At 62.5% G+C, this 12876-nt stretch carries 11 protein-coding genes; 9 read left to right on the top strand and 2 right to left on the bottom strand.

Annotated features, from left to right (window positions below):
* Window positions 1–5: 5 nt before the first annotated feature.
* The 4 genes from JHL16_RS20935 to JHL16_RS20920 are packed head-to-tail and all read left to right on the top strand — an operon-like array spanning window position 6 to window position 5787.
* On the top strand, window positions 6–1586 hold the full coding sequence (locus tag JHL16_RS20935; RefSeq protein WP_200186763.1) for a phytoene desaturase family protein: 1581 nt from the start codon (window positions 6–8) through the stop codon (window positions 1584–1586).
* Between the two features lie 4 nt (window positions 1587–1590).
* The gene (locus JHL16_RS20930) at window positions 1591–2091 is read left to right on the top strand and encodes a MarR family winged helix-turn-helix transcriptional regulator (protein WP_200186762.1); all 501 of its coding nucleotides are present in this window, start codon (window positions 1591–1593) and stop codon (window positions 2089–2091) included.
* Window positions 2092–2101: 10 nt separating this feature from the next.
* Window positions 2102–4264, top strand: coding sequence for a thiamine pyrophosphate-dependent enzyme (locus JHL16_RS20925; RefSeq protein WP_200186761.1), 2163 nt, complete (start codon window positions 2102–2104; stop codon window positions 4262–4264).
* Complete coding sequence (locus JHL16_RS20920; protein ID WP_200186760.1) at window positions 4261–5787, top strand: indolepyruvate oxidoreductase subunit beta family protein; 1527 nt, start codon at window positions 4261–4263, stop codon at window positions 5785–5787. Before JHL16_RS20925 ends, JHL16_RS20920 begins: the two co-directional genes overlap by 4 nt.
* Window positions 5788–5987: 200 nt before the next feature.
* Here JHL16_RS20920 and JHL16_RS20915 read toward each other — a convergent pair whose 3' ends face one another.
* Entirely contained in the window at window positions 5988–6869 is an 882-nt protein-coding gene (locus JHL16_RS20915; RefSeq protein WP_200186759.1) for a LysR substrate-binding domain-containing protein, read from the bottom strand.
* A 119-nt stretch (window positions 6870–6988) separates the two neighbouring features.
* On the opposite strand from JHL16_RS20915, the gene JHL16_RS20910 reads away from it, so the two are divergent.
* From JHL16_RS20910 to JHL16_RS20890, 5 genes are all read left to right on the top strand, one after another.
* Window positions 6989–8572: an ABC transporter substrate-binding protein gene (locus tag JHL16_RS20910; RefSeq protein WP_200186758.1), complete on the top strand. Its 1584-nt coding sequence runs from the start codon at window positions 6989–6991 to the stop codon at window positions 8570–8572.
* Window positions 8560–9108, top strand: a complete 549-nt coding sequence (locus tag JHL16_RS20905) for a dimethylsulfonioproprionate lyase family protein (protein ID WP_200186757.1) — start codon at window positions 8560–8562, stop codon at window positions 9106–9108. The genes JHL16_RS20910 and JHL16_RS20905 overlap by 13 nt, the downstream gene beginning before the upstream one ends.
* A gap of 121 nt (window positions 9109–9229) precedes the next feature.
* Window positions 9230–9823, top strand: coding sequence for a VOC family protein (locus JHL16_RS20900; RefSeq protein ID WP_200186756.1), 594 nt, complete (start codon window positions 9230–9232; stop codon window positions 9821–9823).
* Between the two features lie 12 nt (window positions 9824–9835).
* A complete protein-coding gene (locus JHL16_RS20895; protein WP_200187216.1) occupies window positions 9836–12193 on the top strand; it encodes an oxidoreductase in 2358 nt (785 codons plus the stop codon).
* Between the two features lies 1 nt (window position 12194).
* Window positions 12195–12608, top strand: a complete 414-nt coding sequence (locus JHL16_RS20890; RefSeq protein ID WP_200186755.1) for a RidA family protein — start codon at window positions 12195–12197, stop codon at window positions 12606–12608.
* Between the two features lie 15 nt (window positions 12609–12623).
* Here JHL16_RS20890 and JHL16_RS20885 read toward each other — a convergent pair whose 3' ends face one another.
* Window positions 12624–12821, bottom strand: coding sequence for a hypothetical protein (locus tag JHL16_RS20885; RefSeq protein WP_137859769.1), 198 nt, complete (start codon window positions 12819–12821; stop codon window positions 12624–12626).
* Between the last annotated feature and the right edge of the window lie 55 nt (window positions 12822–12876).

The following is a 12876-nucleotide window of genomic DNA, read 5'->3' as shown; positions in this document are numbered from 1 at the left end:
CGAACATGGCCGATCCTGACTATGTGATCGTCGGCAGCGGTATCAATGCCCTGGTCTGCGCGGCTTTGCTGGGCCGCCAGGGTAAACGCGTGCTGCTCGTCGAGCGCAATGACCGGATCGGCGGCTGCATCCGCAGCGAAGAGATCACCGCGCCTGGATATGTCCATGACGTGATGGCGACGACCTTCGTCCTCTTCATCACCTCGCCCGCTTATGCCGCGCTCGCCGCCGATCTCGGCCGGCATGGGCTCGAATTCTGCCACACGGACCACCCCTCAGGCGTGCTTCTGCCGGATGGGCGTTCGGCCGTCATCAGCATGAAACGCGTCGCCAATGGCGCGGCGCTGGACCAACTCGCCTCAGGCGACGGCGCCCAGCATCTCGCCGATGTCGGCGGTGTCGAGCGCAACGCGCCTTTGCTCTTCGCCTTGCTCGGCGGCCAGCTGTGGAGCTGGCCGACGGCGAAGCTCCTCGCCCAGGAAGCGTGGCGGCGCGGTCCGCGCCAGCTGGCGCGCTTCTTCGGCGAGGCGCTCACCCCGGCGCGCACCTGGCTCGAGGCGAATTACCAATCCGACGTCGCCCAAGCGCTCTGGGCGCCGTGGGTGCTGCATACCGGCCTCGGGCCGGAAAGCGCCTATTCGGCGCAAATGGCCAAGGTCATCGCTTTCGCGCTCGAAGCGGCAGGCGCGCCGATCGTCAAAGGCGGCGGCCAGAAACTGCTCGATGCCTTCGCGGCCTTGATCGCGGAGACGGGCGGCGAGATCCGTACCGGCGCCGATGTCGTCTCGGTGCTTGCCGGCAGCGGCGGTGTGGCACGCGGGGTGCAACTTGCCGACGGTTCGGAGATCATCGCGAAATCAGGCGTCATCTGCTCGGTCACACCGACCCAGCTCTATGAGCGCCTGCTCCAGAGCTTCGACAAACCGCAAGGCCTTGCGGACGAGGTCCGCAACTATCGTTATGGCAAAGGCAATTTCCAGCTCCATTATGCGCTGAAGGCGAAACCGCGCTGGCTCTCGCCCGGTCTCGACAAGGTCGCGCTGCTCCATCTCACCCCGGGACTCGATGGTGTTTCGAAGGCGGCAAACGAGGCCGAGCGCGGCATGCTGCCGGAAGTGCCGACCATTTGCGTGGGCCAGCCGCATGCGCTCGATCCGAGCCGCTGCCCGGAAGGCGCTGCGATCCTGTGGCTGCAGCTGCCGGAAGCGCCGCGCCATATCAAAGGCGACGCGGCAGGCAAGATCGCGGTGCCGGCGGATGGCGCCTGGAGCGAGGCGGTGCGCGAAGCCTATGCCGACCGCGTCGAGGCGATCCTGGCGCATCACATCACCGACTTTGCCTCCATCAAGCTGGCGCGGCGGGCCTATTCGCCCGCCGATCTCCAGGCCATGAATGTGAATCTGGTCGGCGGCGACCCCTATGGCGGCTTCTGCGGGCTCGATCAGTCCTTCCTGTGGCGGCCGTTCAAATCCTCGGTCAACCACCGCACCTTCATCCGCAATGTCTATCATATCGGCGCTTCGACCCATCCGGGAGCCGGACTCGGCGGCGGGTCGGGCTTCATGCTGGCGCAAGCCTTGAGGTGATCAGATGGTCGGACGCTTCGGAACCACTCTCCTCAAACCCTCCAATTCGGTCGATGACGCGATCCCGTCGATCGGCGAGATCGGGCTCAATCACTTCGCGCCCTATCTGATCAACCGCATCTCGGCGCGCTGGAATGCCGACATGCAGGAGGCGCTGAAGCCCTTCGACCTCACCACCGCCAAGATGCGCACCCTTGCGGTGCTGTCGATCACGCCCGGCATGACGGCGAACGATCTGGCGCTCCACACCATCACCGAGCAGTCGACCATGAGCCGCACGCTCGATGCGATGGAGGAGCAGGGGCTGATCAAGAGCCGGCCGCGCAAGGGCGATCTCCGGGTCCGCGAGGTCTATCTGACCGACAAGGGCCGCCAGCTCTTCGCTGAATTCTGGCCTTTGATGTATAAGCTTTATTCAGAAGTCTTCAGTGGCGTCAGCGAGGCCGAATACGAGACTTTCATTTCGGTCCTGCACAAGATGCTGCAGAATGTGAACCAGGACTGAGGAAGGCGCCATGGCCGAACGTTCCTTCGCGAAAGAAGTCCAGCAGCTGAAGATCGGCGCCGGCGAAGAGTTCCGCGGTGAAGGCATTCTCGCCATCACCAAGGCGCTCCTTCAATGCGGCGTCGGTTATGTCGTCGGCTATCAGGGCGCGCCCATCTCGCATCTCATGGATGTGCTCGCCGATGCGCAGGACATATTGGGCGATCTCGGTGTTCACTTCGAAGCGAGCGCCAGCGAAGCCGCGGCGGCGGCGGCGCTTGCGGCCTCGGTGCACTATCCGATCCGCGGGGCGGCGACCTGGAAATCGACGGTCGGCACCAATGTCGCCTCCGATGCGCTCGCCAATCTCTCGTCGGGCGGCGTCACCGGCGGCGCCCTCATCATCGTCGGCGAGGATTACGGCGAAGGCTCCTCGATCATGCAGGAGCGCAGCCATTCCTTTGCGATGAAGTCGCAGATCTGGCTGCTCGATCCCAAACCCAATCTCGAAGCGATCGTCAAGGCGGTTGAGGACGGCTTCGCGCTTTCGGAGGCGACCAACACGCCGGTAATGCTGGAAGTGCGCATCCGCTCCTGCCATGTGCATGGCCGCTTCATCGCCAAGGACAATCAGCGCCCGCCGATGTCGGTGGCCGACGCCTTGGAATCACCGCGCCGCGACACGCAGCGGATCGTGCTGCCGCCCGCCTCCTTCCTGCATGAGCAGGAGAAGATCAAGAAGCGCTGGCCGGCGGCGATCGACTTCATCAAGACGCACAAGCTCAACGAAATGGTCGGGCCGAAGCGCGGCAAGGTCGGCATCGTGCTGCAGGGCGGCATGTATAATGGCGTCATCCGCGCTTTGCAGCGGCTGGGCCTCGCCGATCTCTATGGCACTTCGATGGTGCCGCTTTATATCCTCAACGTCACCTATCCGCTGGTCGATGACGAATTCCTGGAATTCTGCGAGGACAAGGATGCGGTGCTGGTGGTCGAGGAAGGCCAGCCCGATCATCTCGAACAGGCCTTCGGCCACATGCTGCATAAGGCGGGAGCGTCGACGCGGCTGCATGGCAAGGGCTATCTGCCGATGGCCGGCGAATATTCCGGCCAGGTGATGCTCGACGGCCTGTCGGGTTTCCTGCGCGATCATGCGCCGGCATTGCTCTCCGCCAAGATCCGCCTGCCCAACGCACCGGTGGCGCCGCCCGATGTGTCGCATCTGGCGCAAGTGGTGCCGATGCGGCCACCCGGCTTCTGCACCGGGTGTCCGGAACGGCCGATCTTCTCGGCGATGAAGCTGGTCGAGCAGGAGCTCGGGCAACATCATGTCGCCGCCGACATAGGCTGCCATCTCTTTTCGATCATGCCGCCCTTCAATATCGGCGCGACCACGATGGGGTATGGGCTCGGACCTGCCTCCGCCTCGGCCTTCAACATGCCGGCGAAGAAACGCTCGATCTCCATCATGGGCGATGGCGGCTTCTGGCATAACGGCCTCGCTTCCGGCATCGGCAATGCCGTCTTCAACAAGAATGACGGCGTCATCCTGGTGGTCGACAATTATTATTCGGCGGCGACCGGCGGGCAGGACATTCTCTCGTCCCGTGCCAATAACCGCACGCGTTCGACCAAACATCCGATCACCGATGCGGTGAAGGGTGTCGGCGTCAACTGGGTGCGCCATATCGACCGTACCTATGACGTCCAGAAGATGCGCGATACGCTCAGGGAAGCGCTGACGACGGACGAGAAAGGGCCCAAGGTCATCGTCGCGTCGTCGGAATGCATGCTCAACAAGCAGCGCCGCGAGAAGCCGCTGATCGCCAAGGCCATTCATGACGGCAAACGCGTGGTGAAGCCGCGCTTCGGCGTCGATGAGGAGGTCTGCACCGGCGATCATGCCTGCATCCGCCTGTCAGGCTGCCCGTCGCTCAGCGTGAAGCAGCTGGACGATCCGTTGCGCGACGATCCGGTGGCGTCGATCGACCAGTCCTGCGTCGGCTGCGGCAATTGCGGTGAAGTGGCGGATGCCGCGGTGTTGTGCCCGTCTTTCTACCGCGCCGATGTGATCAGCAATCCGAATCGTCTCGACCTCTTTCTCGCAAAACTGCGGCAGAAGGTGATCGGCTTTCTGCAGAAACGACGCGATGCGAAGTCCCTGCGCTTCCTCAAGGCAGGCACCGCGCAATGAACATGCAGCCGGCCCGCCAGAACCAGATCATCAAGCTCGCGATATTGGCGGTGGGCGGGCAGGGTGGCGGCGTGGTGTCGGACTGGATCGTGCATCTCGCCGAGGAAAATGGCTGGTATGCGCAGGCGACTTCGGTGCCGGGCGTGGCCCAGCGCACCGGCGCCACGATCTATTACATCGAAATGGTGCCCGATCGCGGCAGGACGCCGATCCTGGCCTTGATGCCCTCGCCCGGTGATGTCGACATCGTCATCGCCGCCGAGCTGATGGAAGCCGGGCGCGCGATGATGCGCGGCCTGGTGACGCCGGAACGCACCACCCTCATCGCCTCCTCGCACCGTGCTTTCGCCGTGTCGGAGAAAATGGTGCCGGGCAATGGCATCGCTGATGGCGCGGCCGTCATCGAGACGGCACGCAAGACGGCGCGTCGCTTCGTCGCCGCCGATCTCGAGGCGATCGCCCAGCGCAATGGCAGCGTCATCTCGGCGAGCCTGTTCGGCGCGCTCGCGGCGGCCTCGGTCCTGCCTTTTCCGCGCGAGAGTTTCGAGGCGACGATTCAAAGCGGCGGCAAAGGCATCAAGGCCAGCCTCAGGGCCTTTCATGATGCCTTCGACGCCGCGAGGGCGCCGGTCGCTGCCGCGGTCCCACCCGAGCGCGCCTCCGACCTGATCCAGGGACCGCCGGCTTTACTCGACCGGTATCGGACGCTGATCGCCCGCATCGACGATGAAATGCCGGCCGACAGCCGCGATATGGCGAAGCGTGGCCTCGCAAAAGTCGTCGAGTTCCAGGACATGGCCTATGGCGAGGAATATCTCGGCCGGCTGGTGAAGATCGCGGCGCTCGATCATGATCTGGGCGGCGACGGCAAGGGCCGCGCGCTGACGCGCGAAGCGGCGAAATACATGGCCAATGCCATGGCCTATGACGACGTCATCCGGGTGGCGCGGATCAAGACCGAGCGCCGCCGCTTCGAACGGGTGCGCGATGAAGTCCATGTCCGCGATGAGCAGATTTTGAAGCTCACCGAATTCATGCATCCGCGCTTGGAGGAGGTCTGTGGCATGCTGCCCACGAAACTCGGCCGCGCAATCGAAAGCCGCCCAGGCCTGTTCAAGGCGCTCGACCGCATGGTCAATCGCGGCCGGCATGTGCGCACCGACGGGATCTTCTGGTACACGGTGCTTTATGCACTCTCAGGTCTGCGGCGCTTCCGCCGCCGTCTGCTGCGCCATGAGGTGGAGCAGGCGCATCTCACGCGATGGCTCGGAGAGGCCGAGCGGGTCGCCCGGAGGAATTACGAGCTCGGCGTCGAGGTGCTGCGCTGCCGCCGCCTCATCAAGGGGTATAGTGACACGCATACGCGGGGGCTGTCGCGTTATGACAAGGTGCTCTCGGCGCTGCCGCTGCTCGAAGGGCGCGAGGACGGCGCGCAATGGCTGCGGCGCCTGCGCGAAGCGGCACTCAAGGACGAGAATGGCACGGCGCTCGACGGGGCGCTGAAGACGGTGGCGACCCTCTGAAACAGGCCCGATACAGGGATTTTCAGGGAATTACAGGGAATTTTTCGGAAAAAAGTGCCGCCTCCAACGATTTCAAAGGCTTGGAAGGCCGGTGATTGATCATGCAGGGAAATCGCCAGGACACTCTGCCGTTAGTTTCCCGTCGTTACGCCAGGATGAAATTTCCCAATTCCACGCCATAATGCGTAATTGCAAGGGCGCTACGCGCGGATCTCGTCCTGGATCCATTTGCGGAAGGCCTGAATGCGACGGTCGGTGCGCTTGCGGCTCTGATAAGCGAGATACCAACCACCGGACTGGGCGACTTTCGTCTTCATCGGCTCGGCAAGCTTGCCGGCGAGAATGTCGCTCCGCACCAATAGCTCGGGCGCGACCATGAAACCCAGGCCGTCGATGGCGGCTTCGATGGCAAGCAGATAGGAATCGAACTTCTCGACTGTTTCCGGTCTTGCGCGGCGGTCACTCGAAAACCAGGTTTCGAGATCATCGGGTGCGCTCGACACTTCGAGCGCCGTGAGATTTGCGAGATCCCTGGCCTTGGCGATCCGGCGGGCGAGCTTGGGGTTTGCGACGAGAACGAGAGATGTATCGAACAGATGCACATAATCGATGCCCGTCCGCTTCGGCGCCTGGGCATAGACGATCGCCATATCTGCCGCCTTCGGCACAAAGTCCCAGTCCATGAGGCTCGAATCAATGGCGAGGCGGATATCGGGATGGGCATGGCGGAAACGGTGCAGCCGCGGAATGAGCCAGCGCACCGCCAGGGTCACATAGATCTGCAGCGTCAGGCCGCCTTCGCTCTGGTCGCGCCTGAGAAGCGCTGTGCCGTTTTCGATCTGGTCGAAAGCCTCGCGCATGAAGGGGATCAGGATCTCACCCGACGCGCTGAGCTGCACGCCGCCGGGCTGGCGGACGAAAAGCTTTGTGTCGAGGGAGGCTTCGAGCGCCGCGATCTGATGGCTGACCGCCGATTCGGTGACGTTCAGCTCGCCCGCGGCCCGGCGAAAGCTGCCGTGCCGCGCGACGGCCTCGAAAGTCCGCAGGCCGACGAAGGAAGGGATGGCGTGTCGCTTGGGCATGGGTTTCATTCATGTAGCGGGAGCATGAGTTTAACTCATGTCGATGTGAAATACCATCGTTTGACCCGGCCGCGGATTCCGTCAGCCTGGAACCCGCAACAAGGGTTAAGGATCGCATCATGTCGAACAAGCCAAGGGAAGCGGCCTTGAAGGGGCTCGGACGGCGGGATTTCATGAAAGTCGCCCTGGGCGCCGGCATGAGCCTCGCTTCGGCGCAGCTTCTCTGGTCGCGCCGCGCCAAGGCCGAACCCAAGAAGGGCGGCCGCCTGCGCGCCGGTCTAGCCCATGGCTCGACAACCGACATTCTCGATCCGGCGACCTATGAAAACGGCTTTACCCAGGCCGTCGGCAACAGCGCCTATAACCGGCTCACCGAGGTTGGCCCCAAGGGTGACCTCGTGGGCGAGCTCGCCGAATCCTGGGAGCCGAGCGCCGACGCCAAGACATGGCGCTTCAAATTGCGCTCAGGGGTCCAATTCCACAATGGCAAGAGCTTCTCCAGCGACGATGTCGTCGCCTCGATCAACCATCATCGTGGCGAAGGCAGTACCTCGGGCGCCAAGGGTATCGTCGGCGAGATCGCCGAGCTCACGGCAGACGGCCCCAACGCCGTCACCTTCACGCTCAAGGGCGGTAACGCCGATTTCCCTTTCATCCTCTCGGATTTCCATCTCGGTATCTGTCCGGCGACGGCCGAAGGCAAGATGGACTGGGCGTCGGGCGTGGGCACCGGCGCCTATACGATCGCGCGTTTCGAGCCGGGCCAGCGAGCGGCCCTCAAACGCAACGCCAATTACTGGAAAGAAGGCCACGGGCATTTCGATGAAGTCGAGCTGCTGTCGATCGTCGATGTGAATGCCCGCACCAACGCGCTCGTCGCCGGCGATATCGATGTGATGGACCGCTGCGACCTCAAGACGGTCGGGCTCCTCAAGCGCAATCCCGCGATCCGCATCGAGCAGGCCTCCGGCACGCAGCATTATACCTTCGCCATGCAGACGGACGTGGCGCCGTTCGACAATCGCGACGTGCGCCTGGCGCTCAAGCTGGCGATCGACCGCCAGGAGCTGGTCGACAAGATCCTCATGGGCTACGGCTATCTCGGCAACGACCATCCGATCGGCAAATTCAATCGCTATTTCGCCAGCGATCTCGAGCAGCGGCAGTATGATCCCGATCAGGCCCGCTCGCTGCTGAAGAAGGCAGGGCACGAAAATCTGAAAGTCTCGCTGAGTGTCGCCGATGCCGCTTTCGCGGGCGCCGTCGATGCCGGGACGCTGTTCGCCGACAAGGCGGCCAAGGCCGGGATCACGCTCGATATCGTGCGCGAGCCCGATGACGGCTACTGGACCAATGTCTGGCTCAAGAAGTCTTTTGCCGCGGTCTATTGGGGCGGCCGGCCGACCGAGGACTGGATGTTCTCGACCGCCTATGCCGCCGGCGTGCCGTGGAATGACACGCATTGGAGCAATGAGCGGTTCAACACGCTCCTGCAGCAGGCACGGATCGAGCTCGACGATGCCAAGCGGCGGTCCATGTATGGCGAGATGCAGCGGCTGGTGCGTGACGATGGCGGCGCCGTCATCCCGATGTTCGCGAATTTCGTCTTTGCGATGTCCGACAAGGTCGCGCATGCGCCCGAAATCTCGGCCGAATGGGATCTCGACGGCCTGAAATTCGCGGAGCGGTGGTGGTTCCAGTAAATCTGCGGGATCTGATCGACTCGGCCGCCGAACTCTATCTCGCCACTGGCAATGCCCGCGCGGCGGAGGCGGCGAAGCTGATGCGCGCGGCGGTGCCCGAGAGACCAGCCGATCCACCGCAGGTGTTGCCGGTCCTCAGTCATTTGCCGTCCATCGCGATGCAGCATGAGCTGGCAAATCTTCCCTGGACCGATGGCGGCTTCTCCCTGCCGGACCCGATCCGGGGGCGCAATGCCTTTGCCGAGCTGATCGGGCCGGAAGGGCCGTTTCTGAGCGCCAAATGCCGCTTCGGCTTCTATTTGCAGGCGCCGGATTGTTTTTATCCGCCGCATTCGCATGCCGCGGAAGAGTTCTATTTGCTTCTCAGCGGCTCTGCCGAATGGCAGCTCGACGACAGCAGGTCTTTCACGCCACCCAGTCCCGGTCTGGTACATCACCAGCCCTGGCAAAAACACGCCATGCGCACCGGCGCTTCTCCGCTGCTCGCCTTGTGGGTGTGGCTCGGCAATATCAGCTACGGGACCTATTCGATCTGATCTGAATTACTTCATATCTATAGCATTGTCCGGAAAATAGTTTAGTTCTATAGTAATTCCAGGTGCCGCAAGAAAGACACCGGACCTGGCAAGGCACCGGCCTGTCCCGGAGGAACGCAACATGCTGAAGAAATTTGCCGCGTCGTTGTCGCTCAGCCTTTGCCTCGCCACGCCTGCGCTCGCCGGATCGCTGCCGGGTCTGCGCGGCCATGATCATACCGGCGTCACTGTTCCCGATATCAAGCAGGCGCTGGACTTCTTCACCAATGTGCTGGGCTGCCAGCATGCGATGACCTTCGGGCCCTTCTCAGACGACAAGGGCACCTTCATGCAGGATCTGCTCGACGTCCATCCGCGCGCCAAGATCGAGCAGATCTCGCTGGTGCGCTGCGGCTATGGCTCGAATATCGAGCTCTTCCAATATTCTTCGCCCGACCAGAAAGATGCGAAGCCGAAGAACAGCGATATTGGCGGCTATCACATCGCCCTCTATGTCGATGACATCAAGGCCGCGGCCGATTATCTCAAGGCCAATAATGTGCGCACCATGATGGGGCCGTTGCCGGTCGATCAGGGGCCGGCTGCCGGGCAATCGATTCTTTATTTCATGGCGCCCTGGGGGCTGCAATTCGAGCTCATCAGCTATCCCAAGGGGATGGCCTATGAAAAGGACGGCGGCACTGTGTTATGGTCGCCCAAGGATCCGGCGAAATAGCGAGAACGAATGATGCGGATCAAGGTGATCGGCGGCGGCCCCGGCGGCCTATATTTTGCTCTTCTCACCAAGAAGGCGAAGCCCAACTGGGACATCGAGGTCATCGAGCAGAACAGGGATGACGACACTTTCGGCTTCGGTGTCGTCTTCTCCGACGACACGCTCGATGAGTTCCTGTCGCATGATCCGCCGTCCTATGAGCGCATCCGCGATAAATTCGCCTATTGGGACGATGTCGCCATCCACTACAAGGGCAACGAGGTCCGCTGCGGCGGCAATGGCTTCTGCGGCCTGTCGCGCATGACCTTGCTGCAACTGCTGCATGCGCGCTGCCGCGAAGTGGGCGTGGGGCTGACCTTCAGCCGGCGCATCGATCCGGAAGAGATCGAGCAGCTTTGCTCCTCGGCCGATATCGTGGTCGCGGCCGACGGCATCAACTCGCTCATCCGTGACCATTACAAGGAGCATTTCAAGCCGGCCGTTTCGGTCAAGGCGAACCGCTTCTGTTGGATGGGATCGACCCGGCCAATGGGCGAGTTCAATTATTTCTTCAAGCAGACACCGCATGGGATCATCTGCGCCCACACTTATCAATATGAGAAAGGCAAATCGACCTGGGTCTTCGAGATGGACGAAGCCTGCTGGCAAGGCCATGGCTTCACGGAAACGGACGAGGAAGATTCGAGAGCAAAGCTCGAGGCGCTCTACAAAGATGAGCTCGAGGGCCATCCTCTCCTGCTCAATCGCTCGTTCTGGCGGCGTTTCCCCCGCATCTTCTGCGAGAACTGGAACCACAAGAACATCGTGCTGCTCGGCGATGCCAAGGCCTCGGCGCATTTCTCCATCGGCTCCGGCACCAAGCTCGCGATGGAATGCGCCATCGGCCTGTCGAATGCGGTGGTGAAGCATGCGGCGAGCGACGTAAAGGCCGCCTTCGCCGCCTATGATGCGGCGCGGCGCGTGCCCTGCCAGGTCGTCCAGCACAATGCCGATGTGTCGCTTGCCTGGTTCGAGCATATGAAACGCTCCTTCGATATGGAGCCGATGCAGTTCGCCATGGTGGTCATGTGCCGGGCCAAGACCATCACCTATGACAATCTGCTGGTCCGCGATCCGGGCTTCGTCGCCAAGGCCGACAGCGAATGGTACGAACGTTATTACCGTGAGACCGGCCACGACTATCGCAGTTCACGGCCGACGCCGATGTTCACCAAATTCCAGCTGCGCGGCATGGAGGTGGCGAACCGTGTGGTGATGTCGCCAATGGCGCAGTATTCCGCCGACACGCAAGGCAATCTCACCGACTGGCATTTCGTGCATTATTGCTCGCACGCGCTGGGCGGCATGGGGCTGATTTTCGCCGAGATGAGCTGCCCTTCGCCCGATGCGCGGATCTCGCTCGGCTGTCCCGGCCTGTGGAGCGACGCGCAGGAAGCGCAATGGAAACGTATCGTCGATTTCATCCATGCGTCGTCGGATGCGAAGATCTGCATGCAGCTCGGCCATTCCGGCCGCAAGGGGTCGACGCAGCTCGGCTGGGAAGCGGCCGATCATCCCATCAAGGAGGCGCAAGACAACTGGCCGCTGGTGTCGGCCTCGGCCCTTCCTTATTTCGATGGGATCAGCGCCCTTCCGATGGAGCTCGACCGCGCCGGCATGGATCGCATCAAGGCCGAGTTCGTCTCGGCGACGAAACGCGCGGCGCGAGCCGGCTTCGACATGCTGGAGCTGCATTGCGCCCATGGCTATCTCTTCGCCTCCTTCATCTCGCCGCTCACCAATGAGCGCGATGACGATTATGGCGGCGGCATCGAGAACCGGTTGCGTTATCCGCTCGAAGTCTTTGCGGCGATGCGCGCGGTGTGGCCGGAAGACCGGCCGATGTCGGTGCGCATTTCAGCCTCGGACTGGAAAGACGGCGGCATCAGCGAGGCCGATCTCTTCGTCATCGCCGAGCGATTCCGCGATGCGGGCTGCGACCTGATCGATGTCTCCTCCGGCCAGACGGTGCCCGATCAGAAGCCCGTCTATGGCCGCATGTATCAGGTGCCCTTCGCCGAAGCGATCCGCAATGTGCCGAAAATGGCGACCATGGCGGTGGGCGCCATCACCGAAGCGGCGCAGGTGAACACCATCCTGCATACGCGGCGCGCCGATCTCGTGGCGCTGGCGCGGCCGCATCTGTGGAATCCTTATTTCGCCCATCAGGCGCAGGCCTGGTACGGGGCCAGGGATCAGAACTGGCCGAAACAGTATCTGCCCGGGCGCAACCAGGCTTTCCGCGAGATGGAGCGGCTCAGGCAGAAGCAGATGGAATTGCAGATCAAAGCGCGGCCGAAACGTCACGCAGTGAAAGAGGAGGGCGCGTGACATGAGCGACGTAAAACGGGAACCTTTGCATCGCATTCTGCAGCCTGAGGGATGGCCGCGGCCCAAGGGCTACGCCAATGGCATATTGGCGCAAGGCCGGCTGGTCTTCACCGGCGGGCTTGTCGGCTGGAACGAAGAAGGCGTCTTTCCGGATGGTTTCGTGCCGCAAGTCCGCCAGACGCTGCACAATATCGTGGCGGTGCTGAAGGAGGCAGGTGCGGGCCCGGAGCATCTCGTGCGCCTGACCTGGTATGTCACCTCGATCGAAGACTATCTCGCCGATCCCAAAGGACTGGGGGGGGCCTATCGCGAAATCATCGGCAAGAATTTTCCCGCCATGGCGACGGTCCAGGTCACGCGTCTCGTCGAGCCCAAGGCGCTGGTCGAGATCGAGGCAACGGCGGTAATCCCGTAGAGGTTCAGATGGAATCTAGAGGGGGATCTGGATCTTTGGGCGGGTGACACAGTAACCGGCGCGATCGACTTCAGCCGAGACGATTTTCGGAACCGCCTTGCGTTTTGCGAACAGCCGCCACCGCGCCGCCGATGCCTTCTCGGGCAGTCCTGCGCCTTGCGGCACCGTCAGCAGAAGCGTCTTGCGCTCGACATGGCGATACACATCATACATAGCGTGTCCCTTTCCGGGGAAAGCAAGCGCGCATCGCGGCGAAGTGGTATCACTT

Origin of the sequence: Taklimakanibacter albus (assembly GCF_016595235.1) — a bacterium.
Lineage (GTDB): Bacteria > Pseudomonadota > Alphaproteobacteria > Rhizobiales > Aestuariivirgaceae > Taklimakanibacter > Taklimakanibacter albus.
The sequence above is the reverse complement of the archived record's forward strand: the minus strand, read 5'-3'. Positions and strand labels throughout refer to the sequence as shown.